Here is a 19,380-nt window from a genome sequence, read left to right on the forward strand (position 1 = left end):
CCGATTCACGCTGGAATCACGCTGGTGCAGCTTCACTCCCTCGAGGTCTTTCGTTCGAAGGGGTCAAGCATGCCTGCCAAGTCATCCACCACGCGACCAGAACAGTTGCTGCCGATGCTGCTTGAGAGACTGACGCCGCGCGAGTGGGAAGTGCTGCGGCTCATTCTGGAGGCGCACACGTCCAAGGAAATTGCGCACATTCTCGATATTTCCCAGCGGACTGCCGAGCAGCATTGCGAAAACCTCAAGGCTAAGCTCCTGGCGCGCAGTACCATGGACGTGCTTCGTATCGTCGCTGCCGCCGAACGAATGGGGCTGGTGCAGCATCGGCAATTCGAGGTGGCGTAGGCTCTCGCTGGGGAGTTTCTGAACAGCTGTCGTAATTTGCGCTGATCACAAGCCGATTTGAAGGATCGTTAGTCCTGCATCCGCGTTGCGTCTGTCTGGTATCAACAATGGACAGTGCGGCATGTCGGACAAGATCGCCGTTTTAGTTGTCGAAGACGAGTTCCTCGTAAGATTGGACATTGTCGATCGCCTGACAGACGCGGGTTATCAGGTCTTCGAAGCATCCAACGCGGACGATGCCGTGGCCCTGCTTGAGGGCAATGCCGAGATACGGATACTCTTCACCGATATCGACATGCCTGGCAGCATGGACGGCCTGAAACTGGCGGCGGCCGTGCACGATCGATGGCCGCCCATCAAAATCGTGGTCACGTCAGGGCACCGTACCGTGGAGATCACCGACCTGCCTGACGGCAGCGTCTTCTTCAGCAAGCCCTATCACCACGCCGGCGTCACGCGCTCGTTCCGGGAACTCTTGGCTCTCTAGTGGCGGGGACGGCCTGAGCATCAATTCTAGAAGATTAAAAGTCTAGAAAGTCTAGGCCCCGGTCCCAGTAGGGCACGTTGCCTACTGCCCTCACCAGATGGTCGACAAACGCCCGAACCTTGCCAACGTCGATCCGGCCCGGAGGCATGACGGCATAGAAGGACGGCTCCAGCACTTTCCAATCGCATAGCAGCGGGATGAGTGCTCCCGATTTCAGATGGTCCGAGGCTATGAATGTCGGAGCAAGAGCCACGCCGACGCCGGCGACCGCCGCCTTGACCAGCGTCTCGCCATTGTTGCTACGAAGTCTGCCAGCCACTCGGACATTCTCGGTTTCACCGTTCCGGTCAAAACTCCAAGTGCCCCTTCGCGCCAAATAGTCGTACACGAGACACTGGTGCTGCTCGAGATCGGTTGGACTCTGGGGAGCACCGTTTGCATCGAGGTAAGCAGGAGACGCGCAGACGATCATGCGCGCCGGCCCCAGATGGCGCGCCAACAAGGTGGAATCTTCAAGGCGTCGGATCCGGATGGCGATGTCGTAGCCTTCCTCCACGACGTTGACCGTTCTGTCGTCCAGCGTGAGTTCAACGTCCACATCGGGATAGATGCAAAGAAACTCGCTCACAATATCGCTGAGATGAAGCACCCCGAACGACATTGGTGCGTTTATGCGCAACGTCCCTTTCGGCGACGCGGTCGCGCCCCTGATGTCCTGCTCGGCACCTTCAAGAAGACCGAACAGGGTCGATGCCGTCGAGGAGAGAGTACGGCCGGCCTCGGTGAGGCTGAGCCGCCGCGTCGTGCGGTTGAACAGTTTCGCGCCAAGCTCTTTTTCGAGATCAGCCACATGCTTGGTGGCGAGTGGTCTCGAAATCCCGAGCTTGTCCGCTGCCTTGGCGAAACTGCCCTGGGACGCGATGGTGACGAAGGTCCTCAGCGAGACAAGGTCGCGGATCATGGGTTGCTCTCGAGCTCATTACTATTCAGCCATATGAAATAGTATATTAGATTTCCTCTGAATTGTTATCAAACAGAAAGTGGCGGAATGTTGTCTCCTGCGATTTGAACATCGCTTTGCAAGGAGACCTAAAATGAATATATCTAATATCTTCAAAGCCCTAACACTGGTCCTTCCTCTGGGTCTGGTTGGTGCGAACGCCGAGGCCGCTCCAGCGGCCAGTAGCTTGCTGACGCCCGACAACCACGTCCTGCTGCTCATTGACCATCAGCCGCAAATGGCATTTGCCACCCGCTCGATCGACATCGCGGAACTGCGCAACAACGTCACCGGCCTGGCAAAGTCCGCCCAGGTCTTCGACGTTCCCACGATTCTGACGACCGTCGCTGCGGATTCGTTCAGCGGCAAGATCTTCCCCGAAATCCAGGCTGTCTTCCCTGACCAGGTGCCGATTGACCGTTCGACCATGAACACCTGGGAAGACCAGCGCGTCTCGGACGCCGTTGCCGAGACCGGTCGCAAGAAGATCGTTGTCTCCGCCCTCTGGACGGAAGTGTGCGGCGTGATGCCGGTGCTCTCCGCCCTCGAACAGGGCTACGAGGTCTACTTCGTGACTGATGCGTCCGGCGGTATCAGTGACGAGGCCAACGACAGGGCGATCGAGCGGATGGTTCAGGCTGGTGCCCGTCCGATCACTTGGGTTCAGTACCTTCTCGAACTTCAGCGTGACTGGGCGCGCGGTGAAACCTATGCCGCTGTCATGGACATCGCGAAGGAGCACGCAGGCGGCTACGGGCTGGGCATCTTCTACGCAGAGACGATGTTCCACGCCCAGGAAGGCCAGTAGTCCCAGCGGGCGGCCGGTTCCAACCGGCCGCCCTTACTCTTGGTAATCACTACATCGAAGGTCCGCTCATTATGAAGGCTTGGATACTCGCCATCGCCCTGCTCGCTGCCATCACTGGACCGGCGGCTTCCCAGGATCGCGCCGGTGACGAAATCTATCGCGACTACTGTTCTGCCTGCCACGCGCCTGCAAATGTGATGGTGAATTCTCCGAAGGCCGGCGTTGCGAGGGACTGGAACACCCGGCTAGCAAGAGGTCTGCCCGCCTTGCTGAAGTCGGCCATCGAAGGATTCGAAGCGATGCCGCCGAAGGGTTTGTGCGAAGACTGTTCGCCCGAGGAGCTGGAGGCGGCAATCCGGTTCATGACGGGTTTGAGCAACTGAGGTCTAGAGGCCGCCGCGGACGTTGTCTGCGCGGCCAACGGACCTGGCGTCGATTTCGGCTCCAACTTGGAGTCTGGCAGCTCAGGCCAGCGCATCGCAGGCCAATGTCCGCTAGCTGTGGCTCGGTAGAGGTGCGTCCTTTACCTCCGCCAAGACCTCCAGCATGCCTGCAACATTGGCCTCAGCGATGGTACGGCCCTTGTCGGCCGTGGCTTGGGTCGCGTCACCCACCGCGCCCGCTGGATTGATGTCCGAGGCGATCCAGGCATAGACGTGACCGAAGGCGCCGGTGGGGCGCAAATACTTGAACTGCTGTTCGTCACGCGCAGCGATCGAGACGAAATTCTGCGCCTTGGCCATGTCGACCAGATGTGGCTTGAAATGCAGGATCAGCGACGTCTCTGCATCCCCGCCATGAATGCCATGGCGACGCTCGAGATCGCTCAGCACATCGGGCGGCGTGAAGCGCCAGCCGCTCTTGACCGCCAACATGCCGGCCCGCACGCGCAGCTCGCGGGCCACGATGCCCATGACTTCCTCGTTGCCGCCATGCGAGTTGACGAAGACGATCTTCCTGATGCCTGCCCGCGCCACTTCGAGCCCAATCTGGGTCCATGCATCGATGAGATTGGTCGCTGTATGCGTGATCGTGCCCTTGGCCCAGATATGCTCGTTGGACTTGCCGATGGCCTGCACCGGCAGGATGCGGATGTCGAGATCGGCAGGGGCCCGCTCGGCCAGCAGCTCCATCATCGACTGGTTGATGATCGTATCCGTGCCGACCGGCAGGTGCGGACCGTGCTGCTCGACGGCAGCGATCGGCATGATCGCGATGGTCTTGTTGGGGTCGATGGCATCGAAGTCGGCGGCGGTGAAATCGGTCCACCAAATCTTGCGTGTCATGGAATGTCCTCAGGCGGGGCCGGCGGCGATCGCTTCGATCTCGACGACGAATTCGGGCCGGGCGAAGCCGGTCACCAGCATCAGCGTCGAGGCGGGGTAGGGCTCGGCGAACAGCGCGTTGCGCACCGCCATATAGGGCGCCAGATGCTCGCGGCCGGTCACGTAGGCATTGATGCGGACGACATTGGCGAGGCTCATGCCGGCTTCGCCCAGGATTGCCGCGATATTGTCGAAACAGATGCGCGCCTGCCCCTCGCAATCGGCGGGCACCGTCTTGTCGGCCGCAATACCCAGTTGTCCCGAGCAAAACACCAGCCGCTGCCCCGCCGGCACGACAATGCCGTGGCTATAGGGCGCAAAGGGCGGGTGAATTTGGGGGGGGTCGAGGGGGATGGTCATGGGCAGAGGTGTCCTAGAATTGCGAATGCTATCGGGGGGTAGGGCGCTTGCCTAGTCCCAACCTGCCCAATTTGCATGCATGGCAGGCATTATTCGATGTTGCCTATAATTTGACTTCACAAAGGCGCCTTGCGGGGGGAAGTATTGAGCAAGCGAGACAATCGCACAAAAATTGGCCTTGGCTGCTCCCAGCCCGGCCAGGGAGCGCGAAATGAACACCATCATCAAACTTGCAACATCTACCCTCGTCCTGGCCGCCTTCAGCGGTGTCGCCGTGGCCCAGGACAAGGTTACCTTTGCCACCAACTGGCTGGCCCAGGCGGAGCACGGCGGCTATTACCAGGCCGTCGCCGACGGTACCTATGCCGAGTACGGCCTTGACGTCACCATCATGCAGGGCGGGCCGCAGTCACCTGGCCGCCCGATGCTCGTTTCGGGTCAGGTCCAGTTCTACATGGGCGGCGCAACCGGCGCGATCAACGCCGTCAAGGAAGCCATTCCGACCATCACTCTGGCCGCGATCTTCCAGAAGGATCCGCAGATCCTGATGTCGCATCCTGGCAAGTTCGCCACCTTTCCCGAACTGGCCGGTGCCTCCAAGTACATTCTCAGCGCCGATGGCTTTTCCGGCTACTTCACCTGGATGAAGACCGAATGGCCCGAATTTGTCGAAGAGAAGTACGAGCCATACCAGTTCAATCCGGCTTCGTTCCTGGCCGATGATATGGCCATCCAACAGGGCTATCTGACCTCCGAGCCGCTCGCCATCGAGCGCGAGGCCGGATTTGCTCCCGACGTCTGGCTGCTGGCCGACCAGGGCTACCACCCCTATTCAACCACGATCGAAGCCATGAAGCCGTGGGTCGACGAGAACCCTGACATTGCCAAGCGTTTCGTCGAAGCGACCATCATCGGCTGGACCAACTATCTCTATGGCGACAACGCCGCCGCCAACGAGCTGATCAAGACCGACAATCCTGAAATGACCGATGACCAGATCGCCTATGGCATCGCGAAGATGAAGGAATATGGCATCGTCGTCTCCGGCGATGCCGAAACCAAGGGCATCGGCTGCATGACCGAAGCTGGCTGGACCAGCTTCTATGACAGCATGGTCGAAGTCGGCGTGTTCGAAGCCGGTATCGACGTCAGCCAGGCCTACACGACCAAGTATGTGTGCCAGGGCCTTGGCGTTGACCTGATGAAGTAGTCTGCTGCAGACCATCGGCGCGGGCCTTCCTGCCCGCGTCGTTCCGACCCTAAACTGGGCGAAATCATTTTGACTGACCTGACCCTTTCCGAACCGGCCCTGGCCGGCGATGCCTCGACTGCTCGCCTGGTCGTTTCCATGCGCCATGTGAGCAAGCTGTTTTCCAACGGCACGCTGGCCCTCAAGGACATGTCGCTCGACGTCCGGCGCGGCGAGTTCCTGAGCCTTTTGGGCCCATCAGGCTGCGGCAAGTCTACGGCCCTGCGTATTATCGCCGGCCTCGGCGCCGCCAGCTCGGGCCAGATCGATTGGCCCTCGTCCAAGATCAGCTCCAAGGGACTGCCCGAAGGCGATATTGGCTTCGTCTTCCAGGAGCCAACCCTCATGCCTTGGCAGACGGTGTGGGGCAATGTCTACCTGCCGCTGCGGCTGCAAGGGGTTTCCAAATCCGCCGCGAATGACCGCATCATGGAAACGCTGGCTTCGGTCGGGCTGGCCGATTTCACCAAGTCCTATCCGCGCGAACTGTCCGGCGGCATGAAGATGCGCGTGTCGATCGCTCGCGCGCTGGTGACCAAGCCCAAGCTGCTGTTGATGGATGAGCCCTTCGCCGCGCTCGACGAAATCACCCGGCAGAAACTCAATGACGACGTGCTGCGCCTGTGGCGCGAGACCGGCATCACCGTCATCTTCGTCACCCATTCGGTGTTCGAGAGCGCTTTCCTCAGCAATCGCATCGTGGTCATGCGTGCGCGTCCCGGACAGGTCTATGCCGACCTGCCGCTGGTAACCTCGGCTTTGCGCGACGAACACTACCGCACCTCGGAAGAATATCGTGCCACCACCGACATGGTGTCGCGCGCCTTGCAGGAAGCCATCATGCGCGGAGCCCAGGCGAAATGACCGAAGCCGCATCACTCCATTCCTCCGAGGCCGGTACCGACAGCGCCGTCGCCATCGTGATCCGCCGCACCAGCGCCACCGAGCGCATACTGTCCGTCGCCATCCCCGTTTTCATGGTGATCCTCGCGGTCGCCGCCTGGCAGGCGCACATCGTCATCAATCAGGTGCCGCGCTACATCATGCCGGCGCCGCTCGACGTGGTGACGGCCTTGTTCACCGACTGGGACACCCTGTCGCCCTCGCTGCTGGTGACGCTTCGCATCACCATACTGGCGCTGATCATCGCCCTGATCGGCGGCGTCGGGCTGGCGATCATCCTGATCCAGTCCAAATGGATCGAACTGGCGATCTTCCCCTTCGCAGTCATCCTGCAGGTGACGCCGATGATCGCCATCGCGCCGCTGCTGATCATCTATATTCGCGACACACCGACGGTGCTGCTGACCTGCGCCTTCATTGTCGCCTTCTTCCCGATCCTGTCCAACATGGTCTCGGGCCTCAAGAGCGTCGACCACAACCTGCTCAACCTGTTCGAACTTTACGGCGCCAGTCGCTGGCAGACGCTCATCCATCTCAAGCTGCCCAGCTCGCTGCCCTATTTCGCCGCCGGCCTGCGCATCGGTGGCGGCTTGTCGTTGATTGCCGCCGTGGTAGCCGAATTTGCCGCGGGGTCGGCCGGCAAAGGCTCCGGCCTTGCCTTCCGCCTACTCGAATCTGGTTACCGGCTCAATTATCCGCGCCTCTATGCGGCCCTGTTGCTCCTGATGGCGACTGGCGTAGCGATTTTCGCGCTGACCTCGCTGATCTCCTGGCTGCTGCTGCATCGCTGGCACGAGAGTGCCATCAAGCGGGAGAACTGAGATGGCGATCACAATTCCTGCCGACGGACACTATGTGCTGGCCAATGCCAGCGTGCCGGAATCGGTCATGGACAATGCCGCATCGGGTGCGCTGGCTCGGGTGGACATTACCGTCGCCGACGGCATCGTCACCGCGATATCGCCAGCCGGCACGGCACCGGCGTCCACCGCCATCGACCTCGATGGCGGCATCGTGCTTCCAGCATTCGTCGACCTCCATACCCATCTCGACAAGGGCCATATCTGGCCGCGCAAGCAGAACCCCGATGGCACCTGGCTGGGCGCCCTGATGGCTGTGCTCGACGATCGCAGTGCCAACTGGGCCGCCGCCGATGTCGAGCGGCGCATGGATTTCTCGCTCCGCTGTGCCTATGCCCATGGTACAGCCGCCATCCGCACCCACCTCGACATGGCGCCGCCGCAGCACGAGATCACCTGGGACGTGTTCGAGGCCATGCGCGAGCGCTGGGCCGGGCGTGTGGAACTGCAGGCCGCGGGGCTGATGGGGCCGGACACGATCCTCGATCCGGCGGCGCTGCGCGCTATCGCGACGCGCGCCAAGCCGGCCGGGGGCATCCTCGGCGGCTCGACCGCTGTGCATCCGGAAAACCGCACCATCATGCGCCGCTTGGTCGAAATGGCCGGCGAGCTCGGCCTCGATATCGACCTGCACACCGATGAATCGCCCGATCCGGCCGCCAATGCGCTCGAAAGCCTGGCCGAGGCGGTGATCGAGACCGGCTTCACTGGCAAGGTCACTGCGGGCCATTGCTGCTCGCTGGCAGTGCAGTCTGACGGTGTCGCCAAACGCGTGATCGACAAGGTGGCGCGGGCTGGCGTAGCCGTCGTCTCGCTGCCGATGTGCAACATGTACTTGCAGGACCGGGACAACACATCCGGTATCCGCACGCCGCGCTGGCGTGGAGTGACCCTGCTCAATGAACTTAAGGCCGCCGGCGTCCCCGTGGCGATCGCCTCCGACAATACGCGAGACCCCTTCTACGCCTATGGCGATCTCGACGGCTTCGAGGTTTTGCGCGAGGGTGCCCGCATCCTCCACTTCGATCACCCGCAGGCCGACGCTTTTGCCTGGGCCCGTGCGGTCGGCGCCGATCCCGCCGCGATTGCCGGCTTTGGCTACACCGCCACCATCACCGCTGGCGCACCCGCCGACCTGGTGCTGTTCGGTGCCCGCACTTGGACCGAACTCATGTCGCGCCCGCAATCCGACCGCATCGTGCTGCGCAGCGGCATGGCTATCGATACTACCTTGCCTGACTATCGCGAACTCGACGACTTGATGGGACAACGTCTATGAGCATTGCAGCTTTCCGCGCCGATCTCGGCGATATCCCGGTCGAAGACCATCCCCGCATTGTCCAGCAGCGCAGCCGCGATCACTATTGGTACTCGCCGGTTCTCAAAGCCAAGCTCGATCATGTCACCGCCGAGATCGTGGTCTCGCCGCGCAGCAATGACGAGGTCAAGACCACGCTGGCTGCCGCCTACAAGCACGGCGTCGCCATCACGCCGCGTGGGGCCGGCACCGGCAATTACGGCCAGGCCATGCCGCTGTCGGGCGGTGCCATGCTCAACCTGATGAGTATGGACAAGGTGCTCGACATCAAGAAGGACCGGGTGCGCGCCCAGGCCGGCGCCGTGCTCGAACAGATGGACCATCAGACCAAAGCCGCCGTCGGCGGCGAACTTCGCTTTCACCCATCGACCTACCGCATGGCGTCGATCGGCGGCTTTATCGCCGGTGGGTCCGGCGGCGTCGGTTCGGTGCGTTGGGGCGGGCTGCGCAATCTGGGCAGCATCCTGGGGATGAAGGTCATCACCTGCGAGGCCGAGCCGCGCGAACTCGATCTCGAGGGCGAAGACATCCTCAAGGTGGCCCATGCCTATGGCACCAATGGCATCATCGTCGAAGCGGAAATGCCGCTGGCGCCGGCGCATGACTGGGTCGACATGATCGTCGGCTTCGACAGCTTCATAGCCGCCGCCCGTTTTGCCGAGGCGGTGGCGCTCCAGGATGGGCTGCTGGTCAAGGAAGTCTCGTCCTATGCCGCACCGATCCCCGAGGCATATTTCAACCGCCACAAGCCCTACATCAAGGCCGGGCAATCGGTCGTGCTAATCATGGTGGCGCCGGTTTCGGCCGCGGCGATGACGCTGTTCACCAGCCACCACAAGGGCGAGATGCTGTATCGGTCCGACCGGGCCAGCGAGGAAGAACTCAAGCGCTTGCCGCCGGTCTATGAGCTCGCCTGGAACCACACGACGCTCCGTGCCCTCAAGGTCGATCCCACGATCACCTATCTCCAGACCCGCTACCCCACCATCGATCACGTGCAGAAGATCGTCGACCTGCTCGGCGACGAACTGCCCATGCATATCGAGATGACGCGGCAGGACGGCATCGTCACCTTCGCCGGCCTGCCTTTGGTGCGGTACACCACGGAAGAGCGGCTCGAAGAGATCATCCGCATCCACGAGGACAATGACTGCAACGTTTTCAATCCGCATCGCTATACGCTCGAAGAGGGCGGCATGAAGCGGACCGACCAGAAACAGCTCGATTTCAAGCGCGAGGCCGACCCCAGGGGCATCCTCAACCCCGGCAAGATGGTGGCCTGGGAGAATCCCGACTTCGACTTTGGGGCGGGCAAGGCCTGGCTGTTTGATGGTCTAAATCCAGTGCATGCAGCCTGATGCGCGTCCACGTCATCCACGCCCATCCGGTCGAAAGCAGCTACAACCGCGCGCTGTTCAATGCCGTCGTCGATGAGCTCACGGCCAAGGGCCACGAAGTCGATGCGCTCAACCTCTACGAGGCCGAGTTTGATGCCGTGCTTAGCCGCGAGGAGCGCCTCAACTATCACGACGTGCCCGGCAACCTGACGCCGGCGGTCAAACCCTTTGTCGATCGGCTGATGGCGGCCGAAGCCCTGGTCTTTGTGCATCCGGTCTGGAACTACGGTTACCCCGCCATCCTCAAAGGCTATTTCGATCGTACCTTTCTGCCTGGCGTCTCCTTCATCCTCGAAGGCGGCGGTGATCGCGGCCGGCTTATCCCCAATCTCAAGAACATCAAGAAGGTCGCCTTTGTTACCACCTATGGTGGCAATCGCTGGCGGACCATGGTCATGGGCGATCCGCCGCGGCGCCTCGCCCGTCGTTGGGCCTGGGTCACCTTCCGCACCCGCACGCCACCCAAATACCTGGCGCTCTACGACATGAACAATTGCACGCCGGACCAGCTGGCGGGGTTCATTGCAAAGGTGCGGCAGGCCATGTCGGCATTCTGATAATACAGCTGGGCTCTCAGCGGCGTGCATGCCTGGGTCAGCCTCGGTAGGGTCAGCGGGGTGACAGTTCGCTACGGTTGACGAATGAGACAAGCCCGCCGCCACTGTTTCGTATCCGCGTTCAGCACGCTTGCGGCTCCGAATGGACGCCATTAGGTTCGCGCGCATGAGCGCCCCCCAATTTGTCTACAAGATCGCTACAGAATTCGTGTTCGGCCCAGCCCGTGGCCAGCCGGCTTTTGCCGGCATGCCTATCGATGCCAAGGATGGCTACATCCATTTCTCCTCGGCCGAGCAACTGGGTGAAACCCTACGACTCCATTTCGCCGGGCAAAGCGGACTGGTCTTGCTGGCGGTACAAAGTGCAGAGCTTGGAGACAGCCTGGTTTGGGAGGCCTCGCGTGGCGGGGCGCTGTTCCCCCATCTCTATGGTGGGCCTCTGCCGACATCTGCCATCGCCTGGGAGGCGCCCATCAGCGTCGCCGCCGATGGCTCCTGCGATCTGCCGGAGGCAGTGCGATGATCCTGTCTGCGCTCTCGCCATTGCTGCGGATCCCGGCTTTGTCCGACATTACCCAGCAGACTCTGCTCAAGATGGATGCCGAAACGGCGCATGGCGCCACCATCACCGCATTACGCCTGGGGCTGGCACCGGAGCAGAGCCATCCTGACGGGGCAGAACTCCACACCACGCTGTGCGGGCTCGATCTCAAGAACCCGGTCGGCATGGCGGCCGGCTTCGACAAGAATGCCGAAGTGGCGCGGCCACTGGCGCTGATGGGCTTCGGCATGGTCGAAATCGGCACGGTGACCCCGCGGCCGCAGGTCGGCAATCCCAAGCCACGGCTGTTCCGTGTCCCCGCCGCCGATGGCGTCATCAATCGCATGGGTTTCAACAACGAGGGCCACGAGGCGGCCTTTGCGCGGCTCAAGGGCCAGCGCGTGCCGGCAGCGCTCGGGGTCAATATCGGCGCCAACAAGGACAGCGATGATTTCGTCGCCGACTATGTGCTGGGGGTGAAACGCTTCGCCGACCTGGCCGATTATCTCACCGCCAATATTTCCTCACCCAACACGCCCGGCCTGCGAAACCTGCAGGCCGACGAGGCCCTGCGCCGTCTTCTCGGCGAGATTCTCGCTGCGCGCGCCAAGGCAAAAACTCGTGTGCCGGTCTTCCTCAAGATCGCGCCCGATCTCGACGAGAAGGCGCTCGACGGCATCGCCAAAGTGGTGCTCGCCACCGACCTGGATGGACTGATCGTCTCCAACACGACGATTACCCGCGATGCTGTTGCGGGCATGGAAAACGCCACTGAAACTGGCGGCCTCTCCGGCAAGCCGCTGTTCGATCTTTCGACGCAAAAGCTGGCGCAGGTCCGTCAGCGAGTCGGCCATCTACCGATCATCGGTGTGGGCGGCATCCACTCGCCGCAATCGGCCGTAGCCAAGATCGAGGCCGGCGCCAATGCCATCCAGCTCTATTCGGCCATGGTGTTCGGGGGGCTTGACATGCTCGACCGCCTCAAGCGCGGACTCGCGGCAGCGGTACGGGCCGAGGGAAAAACCAACATTGCGCAATTGGTGGGGACGAAGACGGACGATTGGGCAAAGGGCAGGGCGACGGTCTAGTTAGGTCTTTGCCACGCCCTCGTGGTTCGAGGCGCTGAAGAAGCGCACCTCACCATGAGGGCTGTTCTTAACTCGGTAAATTAGTAGTCCTCATGGTGAGGTGCGAGCTCTTGCGAGCCTCGAACCACGAGGGCTTGGCACGGATCAAGCCTTCTCCGACCCAATCGAAAACAGTGCTTCGAACTGGCCATCCTCGATCCGAGCCGCAGCAATCACCGCCTGCGTTCGGCTGTCGACATCGAGTTTCTGCAGGATCGCCGAGACGTGCGCCTTCACGGTCGCTTCCGAGATGGTCAGCTCATAGGCGATCTGCTTGTTCATCAACCCATCGCTGAGCATCATCAGCACGCGCACCTGTTGCGGCGTCAGCGTCGACAGCCGGCGCATCAGCGCCGTATGCGCATCATCGCCGCCCAGCGTCGTCCCCTCAGGCACGAAGACTTCGCCTGACAAAACCGTCTCGATGGCACGGCGGATCTCGGTCGGCCCCACCGATTTGTGAAGATAGCCAGCGGCCCCCAGCTCGAAGGCGCGCCGCACCACTGTGCTATCCTCCACTGCCGAGATGATCATCACTGGAATATCAGGATACTGCGCGCGCAGCAGCAGCAGCCCGGAGAAGCCGCGCACGCCGGGCATGTTGAGGTCGAGCAGGACGAGATCGCAATCACGGTCGGCGTCGAGCGCTGCGCTCAGTCCCGCCAGGTCGCCGGCTTCTTCGACGGACACCGTGGCATCGCCGCCAGCCAGCGTCTGCCGCAGGGCCGCCCGGAACAGGGGATGGTCATCGACGATGATAATGCGGCGGCGGGTCATCGTTTGCAGTGGCTCCCCGTTACGTGCCCGTCGGTCAAGTCCCGACTCGGACACGCTAAAACCCCAGAAAATCAGCTCTCAGAGGCATTTGCTCTTGCATAATGCGGCAATGCTTAACGGGTTCTTTACCATGTTTTCCCAAGAGTAACCGTCATACCTTCGTGTTGAATCGCGAGGGGACCGTCTTTTGATGACAGGTACCGCTCATGGCCCGCGCCTACTCAATCCAGGATATGTCCGACCCGGCTAGCGAACCGCAGCCAGGCGAGTGGCAGGCCCTGCGTGGCGAACTCGTCGCCCTGCTCGACCAGGTCGAAGGGCGCTACGCCCGCGTCGAACAACCCGAGCCAGCTCTGTCCGGTCTCGCCCAGCGTGTCCGCAATCTGCGCGACCAGGTCGTCGGTCCGGAGCCGTCCGTCCGTCGCCGCGAGGCTTTGCGCACCGTCAAGCGTGCCGTCGATCGCTTCAGCGAGCGCGACGAGCTGGGCCATGCCGAAGAGCCCGATGCCCTGACCAGCGCCATCGCCGAAATCCGCGGCCGGCAGATGTCGGGCACATCAGCCGCAGCGCTTGGCCGTCGCGTCGGCGACATCCCCGAATTCCGCGAGCTCAATTCGCTGGTCGGCGGCCTGTCCGGTCGTCTCGAACGCCTCGAAGGCGAGCTCAAGGCGCAGCGCAACAACAATGGCAGCGTGCGCGAAGTCGCCAGCCAGGTCGAACAGTTGACCCACGTGGTCGAGCTTCTGGCCGGCGCAGTCGGCGAGACGGGCCAGGTCAAGCGCCTCGAATCCCAGATCGCCGCGCTTGGCGCGCTGATCGAGGAGGGCCCCAAGGTCGACCTCTCCGCAATCAATAAGCGCCTTGATGATGTCTCGGGCACAGTCGGCAAGCTTGCCGAACTTCAGGCCCAGCAGATGGAACGCGAGATCGCGCGCGAAGACCGCAAGGCGGCCGAGCCGAAGGTCGAGGGCGCCGGCACCCTGATGCCGGCCATGCATGCCATCGAAAAGAGCGTGCGCAACGTCTATGACCGCATCGACTCCATCGAAAAGAACGTTGCGCTCTCCTCTGGCGATTTCGAACGCCTGACCTCCGAAATGGCCTCTTTCACGCAGGCCATGAAAGACCGCGAGGCTGCCCCGAGCAAGCTGGTCGCCAAGGTCGACGCTTTGGCCGCCCGCATCGGCGATTTCGAGACATCCAATGGCGATGTCGTTGGCCTCAAGCAGGATATCTCCGGCTTGCGCGATGCCGTGCTGGCCGGCATGGAGCCCCGCTTCACCCGCATGGAAAGCCAGATCGAGGCCCTGTCCGAGCGCATGTCGGCCCCTGTGGCCGCCGCCGATACATCCGAAGTCGAAAATCAGCTCAAGCTGCTGATGCAGCGCATGGACGAGACCGGCGCCCAGCTCAATGGCCTGGCCAAGCTCTATTCTACTCCGAGCGACACCACCGACATGGAAGCCATGGCGACCCTGGTCGCTGAGCGCACCAGCGATGCCGTGACCCGCAAGGCACCGGCTCCAGTTGCCATGTTTGGCCCAGATAGCCTCAAGAGCATTGAGGACCGTCTCACCGGCCTGATCAAGACCGCCGGCAAGACGCCTGACTATGAGGCGCTTGCCGCCATGGTCGCCGAAAAGACCTCCGAGGCCGTCGCCAGGTCGACGCCATCAGTTGCCTCCAGCGGCATCAGCGAAGAAAGCCTCACTGCGCTCGAAGAGCGCATGAGTGCACTGCTCAATGTTTCGGGTAAGGACACGGCGGAACGCCTGGCCAGGCTCGAAGCGGCGCTGAGCGCCCGGTCCGAGCGTCCAGCTCAGGTCAGTGCGCCAATCAGTGCGCCCATGCAGCCAGCGCGCCAGGCGCCTCCGGCCGCTGCGCCCGAAGAAGCGCCTGTCGAAAGCCGCGGCGAGCGCCTCGAAGCCATGTTGGCCGCCCTCGGCAGCGGCCCGTCGCGCGAGGACGCCATGCCGGCCAATCCGGCCGATGACGCGCCGCTGCTCGATCCAGGCTTCAAGGATGCAGGTCCCGTGCGGACCGCCCTCGATGCCAAGGCCGCCTTGCGTCCGCCTGTCGCAGCCGAACCGGTCGTGGCTGCGCGGCCGCACTTCGATCCGGCCAGCGTCGAACGTCCGCCGCAGCCGCAATCGAGCTTTGCCAGGACCGATCTCGATCCCTTCGCGCCCGTGGTTCCTACTGCGGCGCCATCGGTCGACGCGCCCGTCGCCACCAACAGCACCAGCACCTTTGTGGCGGCTGCCCGCCGGGCCCAGCGCGCCCGCAGCGAAGCGCCCGCGCCGGCTGCGTCGAGCAACTCGGCGATCGGCCGCGCGCTATCGCGGTTTATGCCCGACAAGTCGGCCAAGCCAGCCGAAGCGGCTGCGGTCGAGCCCGTCGTCGCCCCGCCCAAGGCTGAAAAGCCGGCCAAGCCGGTCAAAGAGAAGAAGGTCAAGGCTGCTGCCGCCGAAGCACCGTCCATGGCAACCTCCGCGGCTGCCATCGACGCAGCCGCCGACAAGCCAAGCTTCCTGACACGCTATCGCCGCCCGTTGCTGCTGGCCGCGACGCTGGTCGCCGTTTCCATGCTGGCGCTCAACCTAGTGATGCAGCGCATGGCCCCGGCTCGTGCCCCGCAACCCGCTCCTGCCGTCGAAGCTCCGGCAGAGACACCATCTGCCGAGCCCACCGCATCGCAGGACGTCTCACTGGTCAAGCCGGAGCCGCGCATCATCGACATGGTCGACAATATTGCGACCGCCTCCATCCCGGCCACCGGCTTTGCGCGCAACGCAGTCGCCACGACGGCGATGCCGCCGTCGATCATGGCCAATTCGGGCAACGGTCCGCAGATCACGCCAGCCGATGTCGCCGACGATGCGCCGTTGGAGACAGCGAGCATTGCTTCCGCAGACGGGGCACAGCCGCAGACTTTCGAGCTGCCGGTTGAAGGCGTTGGCCCGATCGAGCTGCGCCAGGCGGCCGCCGATGGCGATGCCAGGGCCCAGTTCGAAATCGCTGCCATCTTCACCGAAGGCCGTGCCGTCGAGCAGAATTATCCGGAAGCCGCCATCTGGTACGAGCGTTCTGCCGCACAGGGCTTCGTGCCGGCGCAATACCGCCTTGGCAATCTCTACGAGACCGGCACCGGTGTCGAAAAGGACCTCGAGGTCGCCAAGCTCTGGTACCAGCGCGGTGCCGAAGCCGGCAACCGCATGGCCATGCACAACCTGGCTGCCCTCTATGCCGGTGGCCAGCTGGGCGAACAGCAGTTCGAGACGGCTGCCGAGTGGTTCACCAAGGCCGCCAATCTTGGCATGACCGACAGTCAGTTCAACCTCGGTATGCTCTATGCTCGCGGCCTCGGCGTCAGCCAGGATTTCGAGCAGTCCTACAAGTGGTTCTCGCTGGCTGCCCAGCGCGGCGATGCCGATGCCGGCAAGGCTCGCGACGATATCGCCAAGTCGCTCACTGCCGATGCGGTCAGCCGCGTCAACGAAGAGGTGACGACGTGGGTGGCACAGCCGATCGATCTGGCCTCCAACTTCGCGCCAATCGGCACCTGGTCGGCCAGTTTCCAACCAGGCGAGGCTATCACCACGTCTGACGTCGTCACCAAGGTGCAGCAGGCTCTGGCGCGACTGGGCTTCGATGTCGGCACGCCTGATGGCGTGGCGGGTCCCAAGACGGCCGAGGCCGTCAAGGCCTTCGAGCGCGGCACCGGCATGAACGAAATCGGTACAATCAACCCGCGGCTGCTTGCGGTATTGGGCAGCCAGCCCGTCTGACATCAAAGCTTGGTTTGACACCGGCGCGCGTCCGACCTAAAGCCCCATGAGTATTAAGGTTCCCACCTGAAAAGGTGGGACCTTTGACCTATTATTGACGCAAGATGCTGTAGGGTCTTCGCGTCGCTGCTTTTCAGACGGAACAGGGTCTTGCAGATCTATCTGCCGATCGCCGAGCTTTCCGTGAACCTCTTCTTTCTCGTGGGGATCGGAGGGGCGGTCGGCTTTCTGTCGGGCCTGTTCGGCGTCGGCGGCGGATTCCTGCTGACACCCCTGCTGATTTTCTCCGGCGTGCCTGCCCCGGTCGCCGTTGCCTCGGTCACCGGCCAGGTCGTCGCGGCCTCAACATCCGGCGCCCTGGCGCATTATCGACGCGGCGCGATTGACCTGCATCTGGCGCTCTATCTGGTGCTGTCAGGCGTATTAGGCGCTTTCGGCGGTGTGGCGACCTTCGCCCTGCTGCGCGATGCCGGTCAGCTCGACCTGGTGATTTCGCTCGGCTTCCTGGTGTTGCTCGGGTCGGTAGGCACACTGATGCTGGTCGAATCCACCCGCGCCATTCTCAAGTCGCGCAGAGGCATCGTCGTGCGCGAGCGCCTGCCCAACCAGCATAGCTGGATCCATGGCCTGCCCTGGCGGGTGCGTTTCAAGAAATCGCGCCTCTATATCAGCGTGCTCCCCGTGCTGATCATTGGCCTCTTCATCGGTTTCGTTGGCTCGCTGCTCGGCATCGGCGGCGGCTTCATCATGGTGCCGGCTTTGGTTTATCTGCTGCGCGTACCAGGCAGCGTCGTCATCGGCACCTCGCTGGCCCAGGTTGTAGCGATGATGGCAGCGACCACGATCCTGCATGCCGTACAAAGCCAGAGTGTCGATATCCTCCTCGCCTTCTGCCTGATGGTCGGCGGCACGGCCGGCGCCCAGTTCGGCGCTTCAGCCGGCAAATACCTGCGCGGCGAACAGCTGCGCGGATTGCTCGCGCTACTGGTGCTCGCCGTTGCCATCCGCTTTGGCCTGTCTTTAATCATCACGCCATCCGATGTCTTCAGCATGGCCGTTGTCGGGACAACCACGCAATGACCCGCCTCATCGCAGCATTGCTGATCGTCCTGTCGCTGGTGGCGCCGGCCGGGGCCGAACGTCTGGTCTCGCAGCTGTCAAATGACACGGTGGAGATTACCTCCAGCTTCGATGGCGAGCGCATGACCTTTTTCGGCACGATCGCCCCCGATGCCGGCTCCGATGAGAAGTTTGTCGAAGGCCCGTTCCACGTCGTCGTGGTGGTGCTGGGGCCGACGCAGGATCGCGTCGCGCGCCAGATGACCCACAATTTCGGCATCTGGCTCAATACCGACCAGGTCAAGTTCGACAACTTCCCGAGCTATTTCCACGTGTTGTCGAGCGGCCGGCTGACCGATATCACCGACGTCACCACGCTGACCACCAACTACATCCTGCCCGAGGCTCATACGCTGGTCGGCAATGGCGACGACTGGTGGAAAGCCGCTGTCTTCGGCCGCCAACTGGTGCGCCTGATGAGCGAGCAGGGGCTCTTCGGCATACAGGAAAACGGGGTCAATTTCCTGTCCGACAATTTCTACTCGGCCCGCCTGACCCTGCCGAGCAATGCGCCGCCGGGCCCATATCTTGCCCTGACCTACGTGTTCAAGGACGGCGCCATCATCGCGCGCAAATCCGAGGGCTTTGCCGTCCGCAAGATCGGCTTCGAGCGTTTCATTGCGCTTTCCGCCGTGCAGACGCCGCTGGCTTACGGCATCATCTGCGTGATCCTGGCGCTGTTCACCGGCTGGCTGGGCGGCGTGATCTTCAAGCGCTAACCCCGCACCAGTCGCTTCGGGCTCACAGGATAGGTCCTGTCGCGCCCCAGCATGGTCACCTCCAGCGCCTCCAGGTGGAACAGCCCGAAAAACGGGGTCGACAGGATGTTGATCGACCCCGTCGACGACCCGTAGGCCGGCAGGATCATCAGCCGGTTGTCGTGTACGAAACAGGGCCGGCGTGTCGACCGGCCTTCCATGTAGATATGCGCGGCCGGATGCAGATGCCCCGCCACCAGCCCGACCGTGCCCCGCCGCGGCTCATGCGTCAGCAGCAGTCCGTCCAGCTCCAGTTCCGGCAGGCATTGCCCGCCCAGCGCATGGGGCCGCGGATCGTGATTGCCAGACAGCCAAAGCCACTCGGCCATGTCGGTCATCGTATCCAGGCGGGCGCGGTCGACGTCGCTCAACGTCGTCGTGCCCTCGTCGCGGTGGAAGCTGTCGCCCAGCGCCACCAGCCTTTGCGCACCTGTCCGCCGCATGTCGGCCTCCAGCCGCGCCAGCGTCATGCCAGTGTCGTAAGGCGGCAGCATCTGTCCGCGCCTGGCGAAGCTGCTCATCTTTTCCAGATGCAGATCAGCCACCAGCAGCGTCCGCTGCGCGTGCCAGAACAGGGCACCCGAGGGCAGGGGTTCGAAATTATGGCCGGCAAAGCGCAAGATCGGCGTCTCCGTGATCTCGGCTCGAGATAGAGGCT

20 protein-coding genes are annotated in these 19,380 nt (G+C 62.7%); 15 read left to right on the top strand and 5 right to left on the bottom strand.

From position 1 onward, the window contains the following. The first annotated feature begins 69 nt into the window (after nucleotides 1-69). Nucleotides 70-348, top strand: a complete 279-nt coding sequence (locus IM737_RS16820) for a LuxR C-terminal-related transcriptional regulator (RefSeq protein WP_236895898.1) — start codon at nucleotides 70-72, stop codon at nucleotides 346-348. 121 nt (nucleotides 349-469) lie between these two features. Then, nucleotides 470-835: a response regulator gene (locus IM737_RS16825; protein ID WP_236895900.1), complete on the top strand. Its 366-nt coding sequence runs from the start codon at nucleotides 470-472 to the stop codon at nucleotides 833-835. Between the two features lie 34 nt (nucleotides 836-869). Here the strand turns inward: IM737_RS16825 and IM737_RS16830 are convergent, their stop codons facing one another. Then, entirely contained in the window at nucleotides 870-1,796 is a 927-nt protein-coding gene (locus IM737_RS16830) for a LysR family transcriptional regulator (RefSeq protein WP_236895901.1), read from the bottom strand. A 133-nt stretch (nucleotides 1,797-1,929) separates the two neighbouring features. On the opposite strand from IM737_RS16830, the gene IM737_RS16835 reads away from it, so the two are divergent. Together IM737_RS16835 and IM737_RS16840 are read left to right on the top strand one after the other, a co-directional pair. Then, on the top strand, nucleotides 1,930-2,643 hold the full coding sequence (locus IM737_RS16835; RefSeq protein ID WP_236895903.1) for a hydrolase: 714 nt from the start codon (nucleotides 1,930-1,932) through the stop codon (nucleotides 2,641-2,643). A 71-nt stretch (nucleotides 2,644-2,714) separates the two neighbouring features. Beyond that, nucleotides 2,715-3,026: a c-type cytochrome gene (locus IM737_RS16840; protein ID WP_236895905.1), complete on the top strand. Its 312-nt coding sequence runs from the start codon at nucleotides 2,715-2,717 to the stop codon at nucleotides 3,024-3,026. A 111-nt stretch (nucleotides 3,027-3,137) separates the two neighbouring features. On the opposite strand, the gene IM737_RS16845 is transcribed toward IM737_RS16840, so the two are convergent. Together IM737_RS16845 and IM737_RS16850 are read right to left on the bottom strand one after the other, a co-directional pair. Further along, complete coding sequence (locus IM737_RS16845; protein ID WP_236895907.1) at nucleotides 3,138-3,929, bottom strand: creatininase family protein; 792 nt, start codon at nucleotides 3,927-3,929, stop codon at nucleotides 3,138-3,140. Between the two features lie 9 nt (nucleotides 3,930-3,938). Next, nucleotides 3,939-4,328 carry a RidA family protein gene (locus tag IM737_RS16850; RefSeq protein ID WP_236895914.1) on the bottom strand — a complete coding sequence of 130 codons (390 nt, stop codon included), beginning with the start codon at nucleotides 4,326-4,328 and terminating at the stop codon, nucleotides 3,939-3,941. Nucleotides 4,329-4,539: 211 nt separating this feature from the next. Here IM737_RS16850 and IM737_RS16855 point away from each other — a divergent pair, with 211 nt between their 5' ends. From IM737_RS16855 to IM737_RS16890, 8 genes are all read left to right on the top strand, one after another. Then, the gene (locus tag IM737_RS16855; RefSeq protein ID WP_236895917.1) at nucleotides 4,540-5,538 is read left to right on the top strand and encodes an ABC transporter substrate-binding protein; all 999 of its coding nucleotides are present in this window, start codon (nucleotides 4,540-4,542) and stop codon (nucleotides 5,536-5,538) included. Nucleotides 5,539-5,676: 138 nt separating this feature from the next. Further along, nucleotides 5,677-6,441, top strand: a complete 765-nt coding sequence (locus IM737_RS16860) for an ABC transporter ATP-binding protein (RefSeq protein ID WP_236899953.1) — start codon at nucleotides 5,677-5,679, stop codon at nucleotides 6,439-6,441. After that, nucleotides 6,438-7,301: an ABC transporter permease gene (locus IM737_RS16865; RefSeq protein ID WP_236895919.1), complete on the top strand. Its 864-nt coding sequence runs from the start codon at nucleotides 6,438-6,440 to the stop codon at nucleotides 7,299-7,301. The genes IM737_RS16860 and IM737_RS16865 overlap by 4 nt, the downstream gene beginning before the upstream one ends. Before the next feature lies 1 nt (nucleotide 7,302). Beyond that, the gene (locus IM737_RS16870) at nucleotides 7,303-8,619 is read left to right on the top strand and encodes a cytosine deaminase (RefSeq protein WP_236895920.1); all 1,317 of its coding nucleotides are present in this window, start codon (nucleotides 7,303-7,305) and stop codon (nucleotides 8,617-8,619) included. Then, complete coding sequence (locus tag IM737_RS16875) at nucleotides 8,616-10,016, top strand: FAD-binding oxidoreductase (RefSeq protein ID WP_236895922.1); 1,401 nt, start codon at nucleotides 8,616-8,618, stop codon at nucleotides 10,014-10,016. Before IM737_RS16870 ends, IM737_RS16875 begins: the two co-directional genes overlap by 4 nt. Then, nucleotides 10,016-10,612 (top strand): NAD(P)H-dependent oxidoreductase, encoded by a 597-nt coding sequence (locus IM737_RS16880; RefSeq protein ID WP_236895924.1) that lies wholly within the window; start codon nucleotides 10,016-10,018, stop codon nucleotides 10,610-10,612. The genes IM737_RS16875 and IM737_RS16880 overlap by 1 nt, the downstream gene beginning before the upstream one ends. A 166-nt stretch (nucleotides 10,613-10,778) precedes the next feature. Beyond that, nucleotides 10,779-11,135, top strand: a complete 357-nt coding sequence (locus IM737_RS16885) for a DUF952 domain-containing protein (RefSeq protein WP_236895926.1) — start codon at nucleotides 10,779-10,781, stop codon at nucleotides 11,133-11,135. After that, nucleotides 11,132-12,241 carry a quinone-dependent dihydroorotate dehydrogenase gene (locus tag IM737_RS16890; protein WP_236895929.1) on the top strand — a complete coding sequence of 370 codons (1,110 nt, stop codon included), beginning with the start codon at nucleotides 11,132-11,134 and terminating at the stop codon, nucleotides 12,239-12,241. Before IM737_RS16885 ends, IM737_RS16890 begins: the two co-directional genes overlap by 4 nt. A 144-nt stretch (nucleotides 12,242-12,385) precedes the next feature. On the opposite strand, the gene IM737_RS16895 is transcribed toward IM737_RS16890, so the two are convergent. Next, complete coding sequence (locus tag IM737_RS16895) at nucleotides 12,386-13,057, bottom strand: response regulator (protein ID WP_236895931.1); 672 nt, start codon at nucleotides 13,055-13,057, stop codon at nucleotides 12,386-12,388. A gap of 206 nt (nucleotides 13,058-13,263) precedes the next feature. Between IM737_RS16895 and IM737_RS16900 the strand changes: the two genes are divergently transcribed. The 3 genes from IM737_RS16900 (at nucleotide 13,264) to IM737_RS16910 (ending at nucleotide 18,683) form a co-directional block, all read left to right on the top strand. Further along, complete coding sequence (locus IM737_RS16900) at nucleotides 13,264-16,845, top strand: peptidoglycan-binding protein (RefSeq protein WP_236895934.1); 3,582 nt, start codon at nucleotides 13,264-13,266, stop codon at nucleotides 16,843-16,845. Nucleotides 16,846-16,995: 150 nt separating this feature from the next. Beyond that, nucleotides 16,996-17,925 (top strand): sulfite exporter TauE/SafE family protein, encoded by a 930-nt coding sequence (locus IM737_RS16905; RefSeq protein ID WP_236895936.1) that lies wholly within the window; start codon nucleotides 16,996-16,998, stop codon nucleotides 17,923-17,925. Beyond that, the gene (locus IM737_RS16910) at nucleotides 17,922-18,683 is read left to right on the top strand and encodes a TIGR02186 family protein (RefSeq protein WP_236895938.1); all 762 of its coding nucleotides are present in this window, start codon (nucleotides 17,922-17,924) and stop codon (nucleotides 18,681-18,683) included. The genes IM737_RS16905 and IM737_RS16910 overlap by 4 nt, the downstream gene beginning before the upstream one ends. On the opposite strand, the gene pdeM is transcribed toward IM737_RS16910, so the two are convergent. Beyond that, the gene (pdeM, locus tag IM737_RS16915; RefSeq protein ID WP_236895940.1) at nucleotides 18,680-19,342 is read right to left on the bottom strand and encodes a ligase-associated DNA damage response endonuclease PdeM; all 663 of its coding nucleotides are present in this window, start codon (nucleotides 19,340-19,342) and stop codon (nucleotides 18,680-18,682) included. The genes IM737_RS16910 and pdeM overlap by 4 nt on opposite strands. Nucleotides 19,343-19,380: the final 38 nt, after the last annotated feature.

It is taken from the genome of Devosia sp. SL43, from assembly GCF_021729885.1.
Taxonomy (GTDB): domain Bacteria; phylum Pseudomonadota; class Alphaproteobacteria; order Rhizobiales; family Devosiaceae; genus Devosia.